Source organism: Paenarthrobacter ureafaciens, assembly GCF_004028095.1.
Lineage (GTDB): Bacteria > Actinomycetota > Actinomycetes > Actinomycetales > Micrococcaceae > Arthrobacter > Arthrobacter ureafaciens.
On sequence record NZ_SBHM01000007.1, the window covers coordinates 1122482 to 1143034 of the forward strand.

The 20553-nt window shown below is 61.6% G+C and carries 18 protein-coding genes and 1 pseudogene; 8 read left to right on the forward strand and 11 right to left on the reverse strand.

The annotated features are described in order from the left end of the window. Positions 1-40: 40 nt before the first annotated feature. Complete coding sequence (locus AUR_RS09455) at positions 41-1072, reverse strand: zinc-binding dehydrogenase (protein WP_062098634.1); 1032 nt, start codon at positions 1070-1072, stop codon at positions 41-43. A 710-nt stretch (positions 1073-1782) separates the two neighbouring features. Between AUR_RS09455 and AUR_RS09460 the strand changes: the two genes are divergently transcribed. The 7 genes from AUR_RS09460 to AUR_RS09490 all read left to right on the forward strand — a co-directional run bounded on the left by AUR_RS09460 (position 1783) and on the right by AUR_RS09490 (position 9310). Further along, positions 1783-3060: an ABC transporter substrate-binding protein gene (locus AUR_RS09460; RefSeq protein ID WP_164888671.1), complete on the forward strand. Its 1278-nt coding sequence runs from the start codon at positions 1783-1785 to the stop codon at positions 3058-3060. Between the two features lie 27 nt (positions 3061-3087). Next, positions 3088-4068, forward strand: coding sequence for a carbohydrate ABC transporter permease (locus AUR_RS09465; RefSeq protein ID WP_062098638.1), 981 nt, complete (start codon positions 3088-3090; stop codon positions 4066-4068). After that, a complete protein-coding gene (locus AUR_RS09470) occupies positions 4068-4928 on the forward strand; it encodes a carbohydrate ABC transporter permease (RefSeq protein WP_062098640.1) in 861 nt (286 codons plus the stop codon). The genes AUR_RS09465 and AUR_RS09470 overlap by 1 nt, the downstream gene beginning before the upstream one ends. 80 nt (positions 4929-5008) lie before the next feature. After that, positions 5009-6187, forward strand: coding sequence for a Gfo/Idh/MocA family protein (locus tag AUR_RS09475; RefSeq protein WP_062098642.1), 1179 nt, complete (start codon positions 5009-5011; stop codon positions 6185-6187). A 2-nt stretch (positions 6188-6189) separates the two neighbouring features. After that, positions 6190-7185: a sugar phosphate isomerase/epimerase family protein gene (locus AUR_RS09480; protein WP_062098644.1), complete on the forward strand. Its 996-nt coding sequence runs from the start codon at positions 6190-6192 to the stop codon at positions 7183-7185. Positions 7186-7256: 71 nt separating this feature from the next. Next, entirely contained in the window at positions 7257-8306 is a 1050-nt protein-coding gene (locus AUR_RS09485; RefSeq protein ID WP_062098646.1) for a Gfo/Idh/MocA family protein, read from the forward strand. A 416-nt stretch (positions 8307-8722) separates the two neighbouring features. Further along, entirely contained in the window at positions 8723-9310 is a 588-nt protein-coding gene (locus AUR_RS09490) for a type 1 glutamine amidotransferase domain-containing protein (RefSeq protein WP_128397130.1), read from the forward strand. Between the two features lie 143 nt (positions 9311-9453). Here the strand turns inward: AUR_RS09490 and AUR_RS09495 are convergent. The 10 genes and pseudogenes from AUR_RS09495 to AUR_RS09540 all read right to left on the reverse strand — a co-directional run. Further along, positions 9454-10308: pseudogene (locus AUR_RS09495) on the reverse strand (IS3 family transposase); the annotation flags it as partial. A 35-nt stretch (positions 10309-10343) separates the two neighbouring features. Next, on the reverse strand, positions 10344-10634 hold the full coding sequence (locus tag AUR_RS09500) for a transposase (RefSeq protein WP_062098648.1): 291 nt from the start codon (positions 10632-10634) through the stop codon (positions 10344-10346). 320 nt (positions 10635-10954) lie between these two features. Next, positions 10955-11965 carry a 2-hydroxyacid dehydrogenase gene (locus AUR_RS09505; protein ID WP_021474680.1) on the reverse strand — a complete coding sequence of 337 codons (1011 nt, stop codon included), beginning with the start codon at positions 11963-11965 and terminating at the stop codon, positions 10955-10957. Positions 11966-12054: 89 nt separating this feature from the next. Further along, a complete protein-coding gene (locus tag AUR_RS09510) occupies positions 12055-12933 on the reverse strand; it encodes an SMP-30/gluconolactonase/LRE family protein (protein WP_021474679.1) in 879 nt (292 codons plus the stop codon). 102 nt (positions 12934-13035) lie between these two features. Continuing rightward, positions 13036-14181, reverse strand: a complete 1146-nt coding sequence (locus AUR_RS09515) for a mandelate racemase/muconate lactonizing enzyme family protein (protein ID WP_062098649.1) — start codon at positions 14179-14181, stop codon at positions 13036-13038. Positions 14182-14270: 89 nt separating this feature from the next. Beyond that, on the reverse strand, positions 14271-14984 hold the full coding sequence (locus tag AUR_RS09520) for a gluconate 2-dehydrogenase subunit 3 family protein (protein ID WP_062098650.1): 714 nt from the start codon (positions 14982-14984) through the stop codon (positions 14271-14273). Between the two features lie 18 nt (positions 14985-15002). Continuing rightward, positions 15003-16673 (reverse strand): GMC family oxidoreductase, encoded by a 1671-nt coding sequence (locus AUR_RS09525; RefSeq protein ID WP_021474676.1) that lies wholly within the window; start codon positions 16671-16673, stop codon positions 15003-15005. Between the two features lie 190 nt (positions 16674-16863). Continuing rightward, entirely contained in the window at positions 16864-17481 is a 618-nt protein-coding gene (locus tag AUR_RS09530) for a type 1 glutamine amidotransferase domain-containing protein (protein ID WP_082694467.1), read from the reverse strand. Positions 17482-17748: 267 nt separating this feature from the next. Next, on the reverse strand, positions 17749-18393 hold the full coding sequence (gene dhaL, locus AUR_RS09535; RefSeq protein ID WP_021473236.1) for a dihydroxyacetone kinase subunit DhaL: 645 nt from the start codon (positions 18391-18393) through the stop codon (positions 17749-17751). A gap of 2 nt (positions 18394-18395) precedes the next feature. Beyond that, complete coding sequence (locus AUR_RS09540) at positions 18396-19397, reverse strand: dihydroxyacetone kinase subunit DhaK (RefSeq protein WP_021473237.1); 1002 nt, start codon at positions 19395-19397, stop codon at positions 18396-18398. Positions 19398-19779: 382 nt separating this feature from the next. On the opposite strand from AUR_RS09540, the gene AUR_RS09545 reads away from it, so the two are divergent. Then, the gene (locus tag AUR_RS09545) at positions 19780-20484 is read left to right on the forward strand and encodes a cysteine hydrolase family protein (protein WP_021473239.1); all 705 of its coding nucleotides are present in this window, start codon (positions 19780-19782) and stop codon (positions 20482-20484) included. The last annotated feature ends 69 nt before the right edge of the window (positions 20485-20553 follow it).

Here is a 20553-nt window from a genome sequence, read left to right on the forward strand (position 1 = left end):
TGTTAGTCCTTTCTCGATGTGAAGCTCTGACCGGGCGCGTTCAGGACCAGGTAAAGACGGCCTTCTCGGTCTCGCGCCGATCGAAGGCGCCGAACGCCTGTTCGGCGTCTTCCAGGGAATATTCGTGGCTAATGATTGCTTCGACATTGACCTTGTTGTCCGCGATGAAGCGCAGGATTTCGGACCACTCGCCCAGCGGGAAGTACCAGCCGCCGACGACGGTCAGCAGCTTGCGGAGGATCTGGTCGCTCGGGTTGATTTCCGTCGCTCTGGACTCTCCGACGAAGGCGACGGAGCCCAGCTTTGCTGCGGCGTCGAGAGCGGTGTTCTGGCCGGCAGGGTTGCCCGAACAATCGATGGCGACTTCGACGCCTCGTCCATGAGTCAGGTTGCGAATTGCTTCCGCAGCGTCGGTGTCCCTGCTGTTGACGACATCGTCCGCGCCAAGGACCCGGGCTTGTTCGAGCCGTTCATCCAGGATGTCAACGGCAATAACCCGTGCCCCGAAGCCCTTGGCGACGAGAACGGCTGCGGAGCCCATCGGGCCTAGACCGATGACCGCGACTGTCTTATTGCCGCTTACGGCCATTTTCTTCTGGACGTGATATTGGCTGCCGATCATGTCGGTCAGCACGGCACCTGCCTTGAAGCTGAACTGCTCGGGCAGCGGGAGCGCGTTTCGGGCCGCGATGGTGAAGTACTCAGCGTCGCCGCCGGGAAAGTCGAAACCGAAACACTTCCAGTCGGGACAGAGCATTGTGTAGCCTGCGCCGCAGTACTCGCAGTGGCCACAACCAACGGCAAGATGAGCCGCGACACGGTCACCCACCGCAACACCGGTGACGGCTTCCCCTACTGCCACGACAACTCCTGCCGCTTCATGGCCCGGGACCACGTCACCCGTTTCTGCAGCCTCACCGCCGACAATCGGGTTGCCGTAGTACAGGCTCATATCGCTACGACAGATAGCGGAAGCCTTGGTTTGGACCAGGACCTCATGGGGTTTCGGCTCCGGACGTTCACGATCGGCGACAACGACCTTCTTATCACCGGGGAGAATTACTGCACGCACTTCGAGCCTCTTTCTACTCTTGCATGGTTACGCCGTACAAAAATTGGATGCATCAACGGCATCAGCGCCGGCTGGAGGCACCGCTGACCGTTCGAGGAAAACCTTGGCCGTTCCCACCTTTGCGGACGCTCAACTTCGAGCTGGGACAGCCAGACACGGAACAAGCGGACCCTAGGCCCGACAGCAGGCCGCGTAGCCGCAGCTTCGGCTCATCCGCGCTCCACTTCCATACCCGATTATGACATCAGACACACATGCAATGTCAACAGACGCGCAAAAGTCTGCCCAGCGACTGACAATAGTCCGAGCACTCAAGGCCGGACGCCTGGCGCGCAGTGCCCGGGATCCTGCCGCCAAACTAGCGGGTTCGCCCGCTTATACCTGCGAGGGAAGCTAACTATGGGGTCAACGCGCAACTTTTGATTGACGTAAAGCAAAAGTCACCTTAGTCTTTTTGTGAGCCTCCTCACCGCCTCCCTTCTCGGCCAGGTAGCGAGGGTGGTCATCTGTCCCGCACCTTGGCGAGAAAATCGCCAACTTGTCGCCGATCAACGAAAGACAGGCAAATGTTCAAAACTCAGAGTCGAGTTGCAAAGTCCCGCCTGATGGCCGGGCTTGGAGCCGCGGTCGCGACCGTCTTGGCCGCAACCGGGTGCTCAGCTGAATCGCCCAATCCAAGCGCAAGTGCCGCGAAACCGGCCGAACTCAGAATGCTTTACACCACCGACGAAGCGAACAGCGCGGCTGTGGCATCCCTGGTCCCGAAGTTTAAGGAGAAGCTCGGGATCGACCTAAAGATTGACAATCAGCCCTACGACGCCCTCCAACAGAAAGTCTTCTCGGAATTCGCATCCAGCAGCAGCTACTACGACATCGTCGTTGTCGACACACCCTGGGCACCGGCCCTCGTGCAGAACCTTGAGCCGCTTACTCCCTATATCCAAAACAAGGACCTGAACACGATCGGTGACGCCAACATCGGGGATTTCATCCCGAAAGTCTTCTACGACACGGCCGTCTACAATGCCGAGTCTCCGATCAAGCGCTACCCCAACGAGACCGAAAAGCCTGCCCCGGACGCCATCAAAACTGCGGGCTTCGACGTATACGGGCTTCCGATCCAGTCAAATGTCGCCGTCATGGCATACCGGAGTGACCTCTTCAACGATCCCCAGCAGAAGGAAAACTTCAAAGCCAAATACGGTAAGGACCTGAAGGTCCCGGAAACCTGGGACGAATACGCTCAGACGGCCGAGTTCTTTACCCAGCCGGACAAGAATCTGTACGGAACCACTGTCATGGCCGGCGTAGGCGACTGGGCAACGGATGACTTCAAGACACTTCTGGCCTCATTTGGCGGGAACGGACACCTTGTCAACGAGGATCTGAGTCTGGCCTTCGACACCCCCGAGGGAGCCAAGGCCCTCAGCTACTACGCCAAGCTCGCCCAAAGCGGCCATGTACCCCCAGGCAGCACCTCCGCCGACTGGGGAACCACAGCTGAATCCTTCGACAATGGGCTGGCAGCCATGACCATCAACTACCACGACCTGAAGCTCGCGGACAACGTCAAGGGCTCCATCGGATACGCTCCGGTTCCCAAGGCCGACGCCACAGGCCCCCACTTTGGCACCTGGATGCTAAGCGTCAACAAGAATTCCAAGAACAAGGAATGGGCCTACCAGGCAATCAGCTGGCTTACTGCCGCAGAGCAGCAGACGGCCATGACCGAAAAATCCCTGCACCCGAGCCGCAGTTCCGTGTACTCCGCCATCAAGGATGACCACCCCCTCGCCGCCTTCTACGAAACTCTGGGGAAGTCCCTGGAAGTAGGCGTGGGCCGCGCCCGCCTCACCAACTACACCGAAGTGAGCCACGAAATTGCCGTGGCCGTAAACAACGCGGCAAGAGGATCCGCCAGCCCGGAGCAGGCGCTCAAGGGAGCAGCCGACAAGATTTCCACCCTTCTGAAGTCAGCCGGCTACTGATCCACCCCCAACCAAGGAGCATCAATCATGAAATCCACTGCCGCCCTGCCCAGCGCAGGGCTGCAGGTTGAAGATTCCCGTCGCGCGGGCGGTCAAACACAGACCGTCCCGCCCGGCAGGAAACCCTTGACCTGGAAGAAGCGCTCACTCCCCTGGGCCTACATGGCCCCGTCAATGATCGTCCTGCTGCTAATGACCGTGGCACCGGCGGCGTTCATCTTCTACTCGGCATTCCGGAACGACAAGATCCTAGGTGGCGTGGGCCGGTTTGTCGGGTTCAACAACTTCACCGAAGCTCTCTCCAACGCCTCGGTCCGCCAGGCATTCCTCATCACTCTTGCCTTTGTGGCCGGGGCCGTCATCCTGGAAATGCTCCTTGGATTCGCGCTGGCACTGCCCCTGGCCGCCCAGACCACCGCAAACAAGGTTGGGGCAGCCCTCATGCTGCTGCCATTCGCGGTAACACCTGCCGTGGCAGCCATGGTCTTCAAGCAGTTGCTGAACCCCAACTATGGCTGGGTCGGCTACTACCTGGGTCAACTCGGCTTTCCCAAGGGCGTTGACCTGCTCGGCGACCCGACCTCCGCCTGGATCGTTCTGCTGATCCTGGACATCTGGCAGTGGACCCCCTTCATCGCCCTCATTCTGATGGCCGGGCTCCAGTCCCTTCCCGGCGAACCGCGGGAAGCAGCCCTGGTCGACGGCGCCTCGCCCTGGCAAATGTTCCGCCACATCACGTTGCCGGGGATGATCCCGTTCATCGCCATCGCTGCAGTCCTTCGCACCATCCAAGCCTTCAAGACCTTCGACTCGTTCAAGATCCTCACCGGCGGAGGCCCCGGCAGCTCCACGGAAATCATCAATCTCGGCATATTCCGTGTCGGCCTGCAAAGCTTCAACGTGGGACTCGCCTGCGCCCTCGGCGTGATCTTCCTGATCATCCTGTCCCTGCTCGTACCCCTGATGCTGCGCGTTATTGGCCGCCGGTCCGATCCTGAGGAAATCTAATGTCAACACCTTCAACAACCATCGGCCGCGGCTCAATAGCCCGGATCATTGTCGGCCGCACCTTCCTCTGGGCATGGCTCGTCATTGGACTCATCCCGCTGGTGTTCATGCTTGTCACCTCCATCAAGCCTGCTGGCCTGGCAAACCAGATACCGCCGGCCTGGCTGTTCCAGCCGACGCTTGAAAATTACGCATCTGTTCTCTCCGCGGGCGGCGGTAAATCCGAGACCTTCGGACAGCTCCTTCTGAACAGCGCCATCGTTAGCCTCGGCGCCACGGCCCTGGCCATCGCCGTAGGAGTGCCGGCCGCCTACGCCCTGACCATGCGGGACTTCCGTGCACGGAAAGGTCTCTCCTCCTGGATCCTTTCCACCTACATGTTTCCGCCCATCGTTGCCGTGATTCCGATCTTCGTGTTCGCGGGCAAGCTCGGACTGATGGACACCTACCCCGTGCTGATCGTCCCGTACGCCGCCTTCAATCTGCCCATTGTTGTCTGGATTCTCCGCAGCTCAATTTTGCAGCTGCCCTACGAGATCCAGGAGGCAGCAATGATGGACGGCGCCTCAAGCTGGAATATCCTGCGACGGATCATCTGGCCCCTGCTGGTGCCATCGGTAGCAACAGCAGCCGTACTCACCCTTGTACTGTCCTGGAATGAATTCCTGTTCGCACTGTCCCTGACCCGAAGCGGAGCCAAAACGGCGCCAGTCGGTCTCCAGCAATTCACCGGCATGTACGGCACCGACTGGGGCGACATCACCGCCGCCGCAACACTCATCGTTGCGCCGATCCTGGTCCTAATGATCATTCTGCGGCGGCAAATGGTCGCTGGGCTGGCATTCGGAGCGGTCAAGTGATCCATCGACAGCCTTAGCCCAGCTCCCCTCAGCGGCGCCCCCTCCCCGCGCAAAGAACTCGTATGAGAAAGAACGAATAGATGTCACAGCAAAGCAACTCGCCCAAAACGCTCGGTGTCGCCATGATCGGTTACGCGTTCATGGGCAAAGCCCACTCAAATGCGTGGCGGAACGTTGCCAGCTACTTCGACGTTCCGGCATTTGAGCAGAAAGTGCTCGTGGGCCGGGACGCCGGCCAGGTCGCGGCCGCAGCCGCAAAGTATGGCTGGACCGAGTCCGCCACGGACTGGCGGTCCGTCCTGGAGCGGGACGACATCGACATCGTCGATATCTGCGCCCCGGGCTGGATGCATGCCGAGATCGCCATCGCCGCCCTTGAGGCGGGCAAGCACGTGCTCGTGGAGAAGCCGCTGGCCAACACCCTCACCGAGGCCGAGGCCATGACAGCGGCGGCGCAGGCGGCCCGGACCCGCGGAGTCCAGTCGATGGTCGGGTTCAACTACCGCCGCGTCCCGGCCCTGGCGTTGGCGCGGGAACTGATCGCCGAAGGCCGGCTCGGCACCGTCCGGCACGTGCGGGCCACCTACCTGCAGGACTGGCTCGCCGACCCGGAATCCCCCATGACCTGGCGGCTGAACAAGGAAACCGCCGGATCCGGCGCGCTCGGCGACATCGCCTCCCACGCGATCGACCAGGTGCTGTTCCTCCTCGGGGACGCGGTCACCGAGGTCTCCGGCCGGCTGCACACCTTCACGCCGGTCCGCCCGGGCAAGGACGGCCCGGAGGATGTAACGGTCGACGACGCCGCCTGGGCCACGCTGTCCCTCGCTTCCGGGGCCATCGCCTCCGTTGAAGTCTCCCGGGTGGCCACCGGCCAGAAGAACTCCCTGAAGCTGGAGATTTACGGTGACAAGGGCACCATCCTGTTCGACCTGGAAGACCTGAACGAACTCGGTTTCCTCGACGCCACCGTCCCGGTCCGGGAGCAGGGCTTCCGCCGGATCCTGGTCAACGAACCCGAACACCCCTATCTGGAGGCGTGGTGGCCGCAGGGCCACATCATCGGCTGGGAGCACACCTTCACGCACGAGATCCGCGACTTCCTGGCCGCGGTCGCCGGCGGCGGTTCGCCGTCGCCGTCGTTCGAGGAGGGCCTCGCCGTCCAGCGCGTGCTGGCGGCCGTCGAGGAGTCAGCGGCCGCGAAAAGCGCCATCATCCAGCTTGTCCAGCCCGCCAACACCGCCACCGAAGGAGCCTGACCATGTCCCGCCCGTACACGCTGTTCACCGGCCAGTGGGCCGACCTGCCCTTCGAGGAAGTCGCGCGCCTTGCCTCGGGCTGGGGCTATGACGGCCTGGAAATCGCCGTCTCCGGAGACCACCTGGACGCCTGGCGCTGGGATGAACCCGGCTACGTCGAATCCAAGCTCGAACTCCTGGACAAGTACAACCTCAAGGTCTGGGCCATCTCCAACCACCTCAAAGGCCAAGCCGTCTGCGATGACCCCATCGACTTCCGCCACGAAGCAATCGTCGGCCCGCGCGTGTGGGGCGACGGGAACCCCGAAGGCGTCCGCCAGCGCGCCGCCGAAGAAATGAAACACACCGCCCGACTCGCCAAGGCTTTGGGGGTGGACACCGTAGTGGGATTCACCGGCTCCTCGATCTGGCAATACGTGGCGATGTTCCCGCCCGTCCCGGAGAAGGTCATCGATGCCGGCTACCAGGACTTCGCCGACCGCTGGAACCCCATCCTGGACGTCTTCGACGAACAAGGGGTCCGCTTCGCCCACGAAGTCCACCCCAGTGAGATCGCCTACGACTACTGGACCACCGTCCGGACCCTCGAGGCGATCGGCCACCGCGAAGCGTTCGGCCTGAACTGGGACCCCTCCCACATGATGTGGCAAGGGATCGACCCCGTCTCCTTCATCTGGGACTTCAAGGACCGCATCTACCACGTCGACTGCAAGGACACCAAGGTCCGCCAAACCGGCCGGAACACCGTCCTCGGCTCCCACCTGCCCTGGGGCGACCCGCGCCGCGGCTGGGACTTCGTCTCCGCAGGACGCGGCGACGTGCCTTGGGAAGCCTCCTTCCGCGCCCTGACCGCGATCGGCTACACCGGCCCCATCTCTGTTGAGTGGGAAGACGCCGGCATGGACCGCCTCCACGGCGCCCCCGAAGCCCTCGCCAACCTCAAAAAATACGACTTCCCGGCATCGCAGACCAGCTTCGACGCCGCCTTCAACCAATAGCCATCCCCAGGGCGTGACTCCATGGTCAAGACGGTATGGAAAAGTCGACAGAACCCCGAAAGTGACCACAGATGGACGAAAAAGAAGCACCCCTGCGCATCGGCATCCTGGGAGCATCCCGCATCAGCCCCACATCCATCATTGAACCTGCAAGGCTGACAGGTGCGCGGCTGGTGGCCGTCGCAGCCCGCGACCGCGACCGGGCACAGGCCTTCGCCGGCCAGCATCGCGTGGAACGGGTACTCGGCTCCTACGAAGAACTTGTTAATGACCCGGAAGTCGAAGCAGTCTACAACCCCCTGGCCAACTCGCTGCACGCCCCTTGGAACCTAGCGGCCATCGCCGCAGGAAAACACGTCCTCTCGGAGAAACCGTTCGCCGCAAACGCGACAGAAGCCAGGAATGTGCGCGATGCAGGCGAACGCGCGGGCGTCAAGGTCGTGGACGGCTTCCACTATCTCTACCACCCGGTCACCAAGCGGCTCCACGAACTCGTTGCCTCGGGGGAACTCGGCGAGCTTCGACGCGTGGAAACCATGGTGACGATTCCACCCCCGCCTCCCGAAGACCCAAGGTGGTCACTGCCGCTGGCGGGGGGAGCACTGATGGACCTGGGCTGCTACAGCCTTCACGCCATCCGCGCCATGGCCCCCCTGGCAGGCGGTAATCCCACCCTCATCAGCGCCCGGGGAGCCGAACGCTCCGGCCTGCCCGGAGTCGACGAATGGGTTGACGCCGACCTGGTTTATCCCTCGGGAGTCACCGCGACGGCACAATGCAACATGAACGGAACCCGAGCCGAAATGACCTACCGCGTCATGGGAAGCAAGGGACAAGCCACAGTGGGAAATTTCATCCTTCCTCATACCGATGACAGCCTCAAGGTGAACACGAGTGACGGCGAACGGACCGAGCACCTGGGAAGAAGATCCTCCTACACCTACCAGCTGGAAGCTTTTGCCGCCCTCATCCGGCACGGAATCCCCATGCCCACAGACAGCGCAGACGCCGTCCAGACCATGGAGCTAATCGACCAATGCTACAAAGCCATCGGACTCGAACCACGTGACAGCAGCACCCAGACCGAGTCAAAGGCTCACCAACTCCACAAGAACCCATAGCAGGGCCGCACCGACGGCGTCGTTGACATCGCAAACGGGAAATGCAGAATGACAAGCGGGCTCCGGGACCCTGCGTTTGGGCCCGGAGATTTCGTCCTGCAACCGAGCTCGGCCCGTCTGTCATATCCCTGCCGTTTGCAATCGTGCGACCATCAACTCGCGCCTTGCAAGACGCATAGCGAGTTGTGCACATCCCGTCCTGACACCGAGCCAGCGCCCCTTGACGTTCTTCTGGGAAGGCGTGCGATTCCGCATTCCAGAGCCATGAGTTCCACTACCCTGACGACCGAGTGGGTCCAGGGCAGGAGCAGCAAGCCCGTGCCCGTGGGGCCGGCAGCCCGAAGATCCGTCAGGCGAGGCCCGGCATCCCGCGGGGATTACCACCACAAAGAGCACAATGAGAAAGTGAGTCACCCATGAGTTTGCATGGAACCAAGATTGCCCTGTTGATCGAGGATGAGTACCAGATCCTGGAGGGCTGGTACCCGCTGCTCCGCCTGCAGGAAGCCGGAGCGGACGTGCGCGTCATCGGCAGCGGCACGAAGAACAGTTATGACAGCAAGGAGCACTACCCGATGGAGGTCGACGCGGCTGCGGCCGACGTCAGCGCCTCCGACTTCGACGCAGTCGTCGTCCCCGGTGGCTTCGCCCCGGACAACATGCGCCTTCACCCCGAAATGATCGGCCTCGTCCGGGACATGAACGAGGCAGGCAAACTCGTCACCGCCATCTGCCACGGCGGATGGGTGCTGGTCTCCGCCGGCGTGCTCAAGGGCAAGAACGCCACCGGCTACCTGCCGATCAAGGACGACGTGGAAAACGCCGGCGGCACCTGGGTCGATGACGCTGTTGTCGTGGACGGGAACGTCATCACCTCCAGGACCCCGGTCGATCTTCCCGACTTCACCCGCGCAATCATCGCCTACCTCGAAGGCCGCCCCACCGAAACCGAACACGCCACCCACGAACACGCCGGTTTGGACAACGTCAGAACCCGCGGCTGAACAAGGCACGAATCCCGCCGGCACGGCGACCGTGGGCGGTCCCGGACCACGACAGATCCGGGACCGCCCATCCGTGTGCGGTCCCAGAGACATCAATCTGAGGTGTGTCAAGGATGTGAGACAGCCGGGTAGTTTCTTTTCGGTCAGGCAGCAGCGGGCAGGGGCTGGCTGTTGGTTGTGAAGTTGGCCATTGCCGTCGCTGGCGGGAGACCCTTGTTGTTGGTGTGAGGCCGCCAGCGGTTGTAGAACACTTCGATGTAACGCATCGTGGCCCGTCTGGCGTCTTGGCGGGTCGCGAAGCTGTGATGGTGATAGAACTCGTTCTTCAGGGATGAAAACAGCGATTCGGCTACGGCATTGTCCCAACACACCCCGGTAGCGCCCATCGATTGGCGTATCTTGTTTCCGGCGCACCAGGCGCCCATTTCGCGGGACGTGTACTGCGTCCCGCGGTCTGAGTGGAAGATGGCGTTCGGGGTCAGGTGGCCGCGGTCTCTGGCCATCGTCAGGGCCCCGGTAACCAACGAGGCGCGCATGTGGTCCGCCATGGCCCAGCCGACGACCATACTGGTGCACAGGTCAATGACGGTGGCCAGATACAGCCAGCCCTCACCGGTGCGCAAGTAGGTAATATCGCCCACCAGACGGGTGCCCGGGGCATCTGCCGTGAAGTCCCGGCCGATGAGGTCCGCGAAGACCTTGTCCGGATCCGAGGCTATGGTGGTGCGCTTGAAGGCGCGCATCCGCTTTGCCGCCCATCCGTTCTCAGCCATGATCCCCGCCACGGTGCCCACCGACACCTCGATGCCGGCGGCAACAAGTTTGGTATGCACCATGCGGTGACCGAAGATGCCGTCCGAGGAATCGAAGACGGTCCTCACCTGGTCCGTCAGTTCCCGGTGACGGGCCGCGGTCGGTGTTTCCTCAGCGTCCCGCCACCGGTAGTACGAGGCCCGTGGAAGCCCCAACTGCCGGCACATCCAGGCCACTGGAAAGTCGGCGTTCTTCTCCTGAACAACGCGGTAGAGATCTTCTACCGCTGTTCTTTGGCGAAGAACGCCGAAACTTTTTTCAGGAAATCATTCTCCCGCTCGAGCTCCCGCAGCCGGGCCTCCATGGCTTTGAATTTCACCGGATCTACCGGGTCATCGGGCTTGCCACCGCTTTCCTGATCAGCCTCACGGGCTAACCGAATCCACCGCTTCAGAGCAGTCAACGAGATCCCGAGATCAGCAGCAACGGCAGGCAACGGACGGCCCGAAGACGCCGCCAAAGCGACGGCATCGGCCTTGAACTCATCGGAATAGGTAGGTCGAGCAGACATGAGCACAATCCTTTCAAACTGTGTCTCACATCAGTAGTACACCTCAATCTTGCCTGAGTTTACTTACTTGCTCATCCTAAAAGGACGGAGCTGCAGGTCCAGAAGGATTGTTTACCGGCCGACGAGGTCTTCGGCCGAGGCAGGACCGCGCTGCGGGTCGCCGACAATGCACTCAGCCTGCATGGTAATCCCGGTACCTCAGTTTTTCGGCAATCAAAGCGATTTATTCCGGGTGGGCGCCGCCGGTAGTGCTCAGGGAACCGCAGGGGAAGCTCCTTCACCGGTCTCCGGACCCGCCCGGTTCGCGGCGTCATCGTAGTTCACGATGCCGGTTCCGCAGCGGAACAGGATGGGCCCGTCATCACGACATTCCGCACAGGCTGGCCGGCGGCAAGCCGGTTGATATTTTCAATGATTTCCTGGGATCGTCCTCTGAAAGTCTCTTCGGTGACCGCCGAGGAGTGCGGCGTCATGATGACGTTGTCCAAGGATTCGAAGGGCAGTGTGCTTGATTTTCCGACGCCGCCGGGTCCGGGATACCCATACCAGACATCAATGGCTGCTCCGGCAATGCGGTGATGTTTCAATGCGGAATAAAGAGCTTTTTCCTGCACAACGGGACCGCGTGCCACATTGACCAATAGGCCTTCGGGTCCCAATGCGTCCAACTGGGTTGCTCCGATGATCCCAGCGGTCTCGGGCGTCAGAGGAGTACTGATCACGAGAGCGTCAGAGTCGCTCAGGGCCGTGAGCAAATCCTCGTTGGATCCGGCCCACCGGAGCCCGTGTGCTTTCGCGTCGACTGATCCTGTCCGGGTCACGGCGATGCCTTCGGCGCCGAAGGACTGCAGGAGCTTCCATGAGGCGGCCCCGATGTGACCAAAGCCGAGGAATGTCACAACCGCGCCCCTGAGCGTTTTGGGCTGAGGCAGGCCGCGGCGATAGACGCTTGAGTGCCACTTGCCTTTCCGCAAGGCTGCGTCCTGGGCGATGAGGTCGCGCCGGAGTGCGACGAGGACGGTGGCCACGTATTCGGCGATCGATCCTTCATGGTGGAAGGTGTTGGCGCACACAGCTTCTGTGTTGAGGGCCTCCGGCTCGATTCCGTCGAAGCCGGCGCCGGCGGTATGAATCAGCCGGAGTCTATTGGCTCCTGCTCCCATTGCCTTGGTCAGGCGCGGTCCGACGAAGACATCGGCGTCGCGGAGCGCGGACAGTACGGCGGGATCGTCCCAGGATCTGTGCCAGGAGATGGCCGTTCCCGGGGCAAGTCCCAGTTCAAAGGCGGGGCGGTGGACGATGAGGCTAGCGTCGGCGATGACGATTTTCATAGTCTCGTTTGCTAGGGCTTATTACTGGACGTGCCTTTCGCCCGGTGGCTCTGCACCATCCCGGCACTGTCTCCCGGTATGGTGAAGGCCTATCCGCGGAAAGAGTACGGGGGTCTTCCTGTCACGCCCGGCTCCAGAACGAAGATTGCACCTGCATGGGGCTGGTCCTGTAGCTGCCGGGGCGTCAGGCCGTTGCGCGCTGACGTGATGAATAACTGATTGAGAGCGGGGCCGCCGAAGGCGACGCTGGTCGGCCTGCTAACGGGCAAGTCGAGTGTTTCCAGCAACACGCCTTCGGGGCTGAAGCGCTGGACACAGCCCCCGTCCCACATGGCCACCCAGATGGTTCCCTCGGCGTCGACCGCCATTCCGTCCGGCGTGGCGACAGGATGGGGCAGATCCACCAGAACGCGGCCGTTGCTGATCTGGCCTGTTTCGATATCGAAATCGTAGGCATCCAGCCTTCTGGTCGACGAATCGGTGAAGTAGAAGGTTTGGCCGTCCGGCGACCAGTCCAGGCCGTTTGAAATAGAAACGTTCTGGCGTACCGGGGTCACGCAGAGTGTGCTGCTGATTCGGTAGAGGCTCCCGGCCGATGGTGAAAGGTCCGTGGCCATGGTCCCGGCCCAAAGACGGCCGGCGGGATCACACGCGCCGTCATTCATCCGATTACCGGCAATGTCGGACTCAACCGGGACGGCGAGCTCGAAGGCGTTCCCATCGGGGTGGATGAAACCGATTCCGTCGCGTACTGCGCACACCAGTCCCCCTGACTGGCGCCGCGCCACCATGCCAACCGGCTGGCCGACGTCGATGCTGCGGTCCAGACCCGATGCGGGATCGAGCATGTGAATCCTGCCGGCGAAGATGTCAACCCACAGCAGTTCCTGCCGCTGCTCGTCCCACCACGGCCCCTCGGCAAGATCCGCTCCGGCATCGATGGCAATGTCGACGTGCCTGCTTTTCATGATCAGGAGTCTCCGAATGGCGGTTTTGATCCGGTGCGGTTAAGGGGTTCTGGTGTCGCGCGTTTGCCCGAAGCGCGACACCAGCGTCACCGCTTATGTTGATTACGCAGCCGAGGCGAAACGTGCGTCGGTCAGCGTGTATTTTTCCAATGCTCCATCTGCGAATTCGATGCCCAGCCCTGGAACTTCACGTGCTTCAACGTATCCCCCCGTGGCTGTGAGGGGCTGTTCCAGCAGCCCGTCCCAACCGGGGCCCCCGTAGGCGTCAAATTCGATCATTGGCGCATTTTCGCAGCTGAGAATCATATGGAGCCCTGCGGCCAGTGCCACCCCGGTTCCGGAGCTGCAGGCAATGTGGGGGACGCACCACAGGTTCCAAGAGCTGGCCATATCGGCCACCCGCTTGCATTCGGAGATTCCGCCGACACTTGTGCAGTCCGGCTGCAGGACATCAAAGGTCCGCTTGCGCAGAAGGTCGAGGTACTCGTAGCGGGTAAGCAGCGATTCGCCGCCGGCGAGTTTGAGCGATACCCGGTCAGAGAGCCAGGAATGATCGTCGATGTACTGGGTGAGGCTGCGGGAAAGAATGGGTTCTTCCAGCCACAACACGCCCAATTGCTCGAGTTCGGTGGCAAGGGTGAGCGCCTCCCGGCGGTCAAAGGCCATGTTCGCATCGACCATAATGTCAATGTCGGGACCGACTGCATCGCGGACGCGGGCGACCATGTCCACGCCCTTGCTCAGACTCGGACCATTGCGCAGCTTCATGGCGAAGAAACCCTGCTCAACGGCGGCTATAGACTCTTCCACTATTGCCTCGGTCGGCTTCAGGGACGGCGCGTAGTACGCTTTCACCTTCGACTTGGAGGCTCCCAGGAGACGGTAGACAGGCTGGTTGCTGGCCTTGCCGAGAAGATCCCAGAGGGCGATGTCAATGCCACTCAGCGCGTAGGTCTCGATTCCGCGGCGGCCCCACATGTGTGTTGCATTGAGCATGTCCTGCCAGATGGACGCAATGTCCAGTGGGTCACGCCCGATGAGCATTGGACCCAGCTGGTGGTTGATGATGGGACCCACAGTGGGGAAGTATTCGGCTGAGAATCCGGCCTCACCGATCCCTTCGATACCTTCGTCGGTTTTTACCCGGACAATGATGCCGCCTTTGACGTTCACTTCCATCGCGCCCCAGCGGAGCGGCTCATCCAGTGGCACCCCGACGGGGAAAGCCTTTACCTCTGTTATCTTCATGCTCTTAGGTCCTTTCGCGGGTGTCGCGAATTCTGCCGACAGGCGGCCCGGCACTTCGGGAAATGCCGGGCCGCCGTCCGTGTTTAGGGTTAGTGGTCTCGGGGAACAGACTCGTTCAGGTGCGGGATCAGGTCGTACCAGTCGTAGTCGCCGTCATAGAAGTACTCCGTGGTGTCGTAAGTCCCGTCCATGGTGTCCTTAAGCGATTTCGGACCCGGGAATCCGATGGTTTTCCACCCCATCTGATCCTTGTTGCCGCCGTACACCGGGTCGCCGTAGAAGCCTTGGCGGGTGTGCAGGCACAGCGTGTCAAAGAACGGAAGGTTCTCATCGAACGATCCCTGGAGGAACGTCGTGACCGGTTCCTTGGTGCCCAGCGTGACCTTGATCGGCTTTGGAGCCCCTGAAAGGGCAACCAGCACCTGGTCCTGCTGTTCCTCGTTCAGGTCGACGAAGTTCTTTCCGTCCACGTTCCGCGCAATGGCATCCAACGCCTTGACGCCTTCACGGTAAAGCTCCTGCATCTTGAACTGCCGGCCACGCCACGCGTCGGCATGCTTTCCTGACAGCTTCAGGAACCCCGAGCCATCCGCTGCCGCGAAAATATAGCCGATCCCCGACACGTACCGGTCGATGAAGACGACCACGCGGGCTTCCCTGGCCCCCGGGTCCTGGTCAGTGGGCATGATTCGCGCAGTGGCCGCCTCGACCGTGTTCCATTCGTGTTCGGTGAAGAAGTACCGCTCCGTCGAATCCGGGTCCACGGGTTCGCCGACGATTTCCCATTCTGATTTCAGTGTCATTTCAGCGTGTCCTTTCCGTCAGGCCGGCTGGGCGAGCCGTTCGACCCGGCCCTTGGAGTAGGTGGTGGCGATATAGTCCGAGCAGCGCCAGGCGTTGGCCATCATGGTCAACGTGGGGTTCACGCCCGTAGCGGTCGGGAAGCCGGAGCCGTCAACAACAAACAGGTTGTCGACGTCGTGAGACTGGCCCCATTCATTGAGCACACTCTTGGACGGGTCTACGCCCATGCGGGCCGTGCCGTGCTGGTGGCAGGTATTGCCGGTCATCTTGTCCAGGTAGACCGGGACCGTCTTACGGGCACCGGCAGCTTCGAGGATTTCGGCGTTCTTGTCCACCTGCCATTTGCCCATGGCGATGTCGTTGGCATGTGGCCGGTGGGTAATGCGGGCCACGGGCAGCCCCCAGGCGTCCTTAACTGTTGGGTCAAGGTCGACCCGGTTTGATTCCACGGGCATGTCGTGGAGGATCAGGCCGATCTTCATGGCGTAGTTGTAATAGTTTCGGTCCGCGTCCTTGAGGGCGTCACCCCAGGTGGGGCGGCCCGGGAAGACCCAGTTGACTGGGTGACAGGTTTGCGAGGCTGAAATGATGCACCCGCCGATGTGGCCTCGGTTTTCATCAGTTTCGTAGAATTCCAGGGATCCGCCGGAGATGTAGTTACCGGCAAAGCCGTTCAACGGCTCGTCGATCTCGTTGTCGAACAGCCCGACGGCGAACAGGTATTCGTGGAATGTTGCATTCTTTCCCACCAGACCGGAGCTGTTCCCCAGCCCATCCGGGAACTGCGCAGAGCGGGAGAGCAACATCAGGCGAGCAGATTCGATGGCGCCCAAGGCAAGGATGACGACCTTGGCGTCCTGCTCGACCTCATTTCCGTCCGGGTCAACATAGAGGACGCCGGTGGCCTTGCCGTCTTTGCCGATCTTCACTTCGCGGACGAAGCTTTCTGCGCGGACCTCAAAGTTTCCCGTAGCCAGTGCGTCGGGGATGAAGGTGGTCAAGACGTTGGACCGGGCGCCGGAGGGATCACCGTACTGGTTCCAGAAACTGGTTTTGTTGAACGGGTCGCGTCCGTTGTGGTTGTTGGTGACCATCGCATGGGGGATCGGGAATGCGTTGATACCCATCTTGTTGCACGCGTCATAGAAGCGTTTTCCGTAACGGGTAGGACGCAGGGGCGGGCTCGGGTAGCCCTTGGAACGGTATGGCTCGTACTTATCGGCCCCAGCGATGCCTGAGACTCCGAACGCCCATTCAACTTTCGTCAGGTAGGGTTCCAGGTGCTCGTATCGGAACGGCCAGTCGGCCAGGTTCATGCCGTCGATATCGCCGTGGAGGGAGCGCAGCATGAAGTCGGATTCCCGTGGCCTGGGCACCCAGCCCGCCCAGTGGTTCGTTCCGCCGCCGACCATCTGGGGGGTTGGGGAGAACGAGAAGGGCTGCGCCACTTCATCCTCGGCATAGCGGAGGGTTCGCGGGAACAGTGTTGGGTCGGGCCACATGTAATTGCGGTTGACGAATTTCAGCTCGTCTCCGGAGTAGTGTTCGTGGGCGCGAAGCCAAGGGCCCCGGTCAAAGCCGACCACTTTGAGCCCTGCCTCGCTCAAGACTTTCGCCGCCGTGCCGCCATTGGCACCCAGTCCGACGACGACGGCGTCAACGGCTTCAGGCTTCTTCGTTGTAGCCACTGCGATTCTCCTAAATTCGATGACGGCACCACGTGCCGTCCACACTTTCTGTCTTTTTCAGTTCTCCGCTGCAGGAGCTGGTGCTGCGCGGTTGGGCCGCGTACCACCCACTTCCCGGGAACGCGGCCCGTCCACACACTCCGCAGGTCACACGTACTGTGTGGCTTCTGCCTGGGGTTGGCGGCATCCGCTATGAGACGGACGCGCCGGTTTCGTATCGCGTGCCGGCCGGGTCGCCGGTCAGGTCTGTCGCGTGGTTGTGGGTGGTGTGTTCGGTTTCGGTGGGGCGGCCTTCGAGGTAGGCGATGATTGCGCGGGTGAAGTCGGGAAGATCGACCGGGGTCCTGGAGGTGATGACGTTCCCGTCCACGACAACAGCGTCATCGACCCAGGTGCCGCCGGCGTTTTCCACGTCGTCCTTGATCGGCAGGTAGCCGGTGGCGTTCTTGCCCTTGAGCACGCCGGCGGAGACCAGCACCCATCCGCCGTGGCAGATGGCGGTGACGAGTTTGCCTGCCTCATTCATGTCCCGGACGAGGCCGATCATTTCAGGGTGAAGGCGCATGTTGTCCGGGGCGAAGCCGCCCGGGACGACAACGGCGTCGAAGTCGGAGGCGCTGACGTCGGCCGCAGCCGCGTCGACCTCCATCGGGTAGTGCTCCTTGCTGTGGTAACTGTTCTTCGTGCCGCTGCCAATGACGCGCACGTCCGCTCCGGCTTCCTGCAGGCGGAGCAGCGGGTACCAGCCCTCCAGGATCTGGTACTCATCCTCGATCAACAGGGCAATCTTTGATCCATGCAAACTCATGGGTGACTCACTTTCTCTTGTGTGTAGATATCGGAATGAACGGTTCGCAGGGGGTATATCCCGAGCGGACTGATCGCGAGTTGCTGGACTTGATGAACCACCGCGCGTCAATCATCCGGTTATCAGGTGGTCTGAACTCTTCCGCATTTGCTCACCGGTGTCAAGGTTTTTGGACGCGCTAGGTGGTGCTGAGTGAACTGCAGGGCTGAGCCGGCCTTGGGCATAGCGATGCCGCGGGCAGCGTCGGCCTGAGCTCCTGCCCGTGGTTCATGCAAGCGTTCTGGCAGCCGAGCGGATCAGCATGGCAACGGACACTGCCCCGGGATCGATGAACCCTCTGGAGTTTTCCCGCGCGTAGCTGGATTTGCCCTTGCGGGCAACCATGTCGGCAGTCGCGTCGCGGCCGGCTTCAGCCGCAGTCGCCGCCGACCTCAGTGCCTCTGACAGAGATTTCTCTTCCGTCAACTTCGCCTTCAGTGTTTGGACGGACGGGGCCAGCGCGTCGAACATGGTTTTGTCACCTTGTTTTACTTTGCCTCTCTCACTGACCCCCTGGGTGGCCGCTTCAAAGGCGTCTGACAGCAGTCCCGGACTGATAGTCGGAGCGTCGCCCACCGCTCTCGCCATCCGGAGGAAGATGGTTCCGTAGAGCGCACCGCTGGACCCTCCGACCGAGGAAACGATATGCAGGCCGACATCCTTGAGGAACTCCCCTGGAGTCGCGGCTGCGTCCCAATCAGGCACAGACTTGAGCAGTGCGGACATTCCGCGCTCCATGTTTGAGCCGTGGTCTGCATCGCCGCTGGCGGCGTCTAGATCGCTGAGGGTGAGGTGCTGTTGGATGATCTGGTCTGCGAAATCCAGGATCCAGCGCTCCAAGTCGGTTCTTGTCAGGTTGGTGTCCGTCGTCATTTTCATCGTCCCCACCGCAATGCTGCTGTATGGACCGGAGCGTCCCATAGGTCTTTTAGCTCCTGGTCGAGTTCAAGGAAGGTTACTGCGGCGCCCGTCTGATCGAGGGAAGTTACGAAATTTCCCACTAGCTGACGAGTGATGCAGGCGCCGCGCGCCTCTGCCGCCGCGGTCAGTTCTCCGGCGAGAAGATAAAGCTCGTGATGCGGCGTGGCTCCCATCCCGTTGACCAGCATGAGAAGGTCAGCCCCGTCCTTCGGTGCGAGGTCTGATAGGACCTCGTTGACCATCAGACGCGCAATCTCCCGGGCGTTGGCCATCGGGACCCGTTCACGTCCGGGTTCACCGCTGATGCCGATACCTAGATCCATGTCAGTTTCGGCAAGTTCGTACACCGGCTTTCCGCGTGCAGGAGGAGTGCACGAGGAGAGTCCTACCGCGAACGTTCCTGAGCGGGCGATCACTTTCTCGGCAACGGCCAGCACCTCGGACAGTTCCCTGCCCTCCTCCGCGGCAGCGCCTGCAATCTTTTCGACAAGGACTGTGGCCCCGAGCCCCCGGCGTCCAGCCGTTTCCCCGTCGTCCGGGATCGATACGTCATCGTTGACGACAACCTGCGCCACCTGGATGTCTTCGAAGTACAGGATCTCCTGAGCCATCCCGAAATTCATCACCTCGCCCGTAAAGTTTTTGATGATGTGCAGAACCCCGCTTCCCGCGTTGGCGCGGCGGGTAGCGGCGACGATTTGGTTTGGGACGGGTGAGGTGAAGATCTGCCCAGGTGCGGCGGCATCCAGCATCCCGTAACCGACGAAGCCGGTGTGTGTGGGTTCGCAGCCTGAACCGCCACCCCCCACGAGCCCGACCTTCGGGAAAGGGGGAGCTTCCCGGCGTTGAAGCACCCGGTTCGTGCAGTCCCACTCCAGGATCTCCCGGTGCGCGCCCACGAGCCCCGCCACGTAGTCATCCACCGCAGTCGATGGTTCATTCAAAAATTTCTTCATTGCCTTCCATTTACCTCCGGACTGGCCATCTACTTCCGCAGTGCAGCGATTGAAATTGAAGCTGTGGCTTGATGATCGGGTGGTCTGACCAGAAGCTTCCCCTAGAAAACTTCCCGAGTCAATCCCTCCCCTGACGGATGACAAGGACGTCTTGCCGGACCGGATCCCTTGAGCACGGCTGTGGCTGGCGGTTCAGCGCCCTTCTTGGAAATCCTAAAAAGGTATTGACAGCCCCTTTGGCGTCTCGTAGTGTTCAGACCACCGGATCACCTGTCATGTAGCTCACATGTGTCGGAAAGAAGATCCGGTAAGGCTTGAAGACCGCGACCACGCGGAAAACCATGGGTGCCGCAAAGCTGCCGCCCTGTAAGAAGGAGAACAAATGTCTTCACTGGACTACACCTACGAAAACATCGACAAGGTCATCGACCGTTCGCGCTACCTTGCCCCCACCATCGATCCCAAGAAGACGATGTTGCTCGTACTCGACATGCAGAAGGCGTGCGCAGAGCCCGGCGGCGCGATGTACATTCCCAGTGTCGGAGGCGCACCGGAGGGCAAGGACACCATCGAGCCGGTCAAGAATGTCCTTGAAGCCTGCCGCGCGAAGGGCATCCCCGTCGTGTGGTCGCTCTGGGGTCTTCGCGGGGATGGTAAGGACGCCGGCTACGCCGACGTCAAATGGGGTCTGGAAGGCCAGCTCGGCAGCTTCCCGGGTTCTTGGGGCAATGGAGGCGATGAGCTCGTCGACGAACTCAAGCCGCTGGATGATGAGCCGGTGATCCGCAAGCACCGTTTCTCATCGTTCTATGGCACGCCGCTGACAGAGTACATGCGCCGTGCGGGCGCCGACACGCTGGTGATTGCCGGCCTCTCCACGGGCAACTGCCAGATCGCTACCGCAATCGACGGTGCCAACCAGGACTTCAAGATCATCACTCTCGCCGACACCTGCGCAGCCATCCCCTCGGGACAGGACGATCCGCTGGGCTACGGCCAGCACTGGGAGGCATTGAGGAACATTCAGGCCAACCATGGCGACGTCCGCACGAGCAAAGAATTCCTCGAGCTCATCGACGCCGTCTAAGCACTCTTTGTCAGCGACGCGTCCCGCCGCTCACCCGGCGGGACGCGCCCCCGGCAGCTGCTCCAAACT

What these genes read in the sequence shown, in the direction of transcription:
- AUR_RS09460 (WP_164888671.1), top strand. Translation starts at nt 1,783, where the DNA reads ATGCTTTACACCACCGACGAAGCGAACAGCGCGGCTGTGGCATCCCTG.
- AUR_RS09465 (WP_062098638.1), top strand. Translation starts at nt 3,088, where the DNA reads ATGAAATCCACTGCCGCCCTGCCCAGCGCAGGGCTGCAGGTTGAAGAT.
- AUR_RS09470 (WP_062098640.1), top strand. Translation starts at nt 4,068, where the DNA reads ATGTCAACACCTTCAACAACCATCGGCCGCGGCTCAATAGCCCGGATC.
- AUR_RS09475 (WP_062098642.1), top strand. Translation starts at nt 5,009, where the DNA reads ATGTCACAGCAAAGCAACTCGCCCAAAACGCTCGGTGTCGCCATGATC.
- AUR_RS09480 (WP_062098644.1), top strand. Translation starts at nt 6,190, where the DNA reads ATGTCCCGCCCGTACACGCTGTTCACCGGCCAGTGGGCCGACCTGCCC.
- AUR_RS09485 (WP_062098646.1), top strand. Translation starts at nt 7,257, where the DNA reads ATGGACGAAAAAGAAGCACCCCTGCGCATCGGCATCCTGGGAGCATCC.
- AUR_RS09490 (WP_128397130.1), top strand. Translation starts at nt 8,723, where the DNA reads ATGAGTTTGCATGGAACCAAGATTGCCCTGTTGATCGAGGATGAGTAC.
- AUR_RS09500 (WP_062098648.1), bottom strand. Translation starts at nt 10,634, where the DNA reads ATGTCTGCTCGACCTACCTATTCCGATGAGTTCAAGGCCGATGCCGTC.
- AUR_RS09505 (WP_021474680.1), bottom strand. Translation starts at nt 11,965, where the DNA reads ATGAAAATCGTCATCGCCGACGCTAGCCTCATCGTCCACCGCCCCGCC.
- AUR_RS09510 (WP_021474679.1), bottom strand. Translation starts at nt 12,933, where the DNA reads ATGAAAAGCAGGCACGTCGACATTGCCATCGATGCCGGAGCGGATCTT.
- AUR_RS09515 (WP_062098649.1), bottom strand. Translation starts at nt 14,181, where the DNA reads ATGAAGATAACAGAGGTAAAGGCTTTCCCCGTCGGGGTGCCACTGGAT.
- AUR_RS09520 (WP_062098650.1), bottom strand. Translation starts at nt 14,984, where the DNA reads ATGACACTGAAATCAGAATGGGAAATCGTCGGCGAACCCGTGGACCCG.
- AUR_RS09530 (WP_082694467.1), bottom strand. Translation starts at nt 17,481, where the DNA reads ATGAGTTTGCATGGATCAAAGATTGCCCTGTTGATCGAGGATGAGTAC.
- dhaL (WP_021473236.1), bottom strand. Translation starts at nt 18,393, where the DNA reads ATGACGACGGACACCAACCTGACAAGAACCGACTTGGAGCGCTGGATC.
- AUR_RS09540 (WP_021473237.1), bottom strand. Translation starts at nt 19,397, where the DNA reads ATGAAGAAATTTTTGAATGAACCATCGACTGCGGTGGATGACTACGTG.
- AUR_RS09545 (WP_021473239.1), top strand. Translation starts at nt 19,780, where the DNA reads ATGTCTTCACTGGACTACACCTACGAAAACATCGACAAGGTCATCGAC.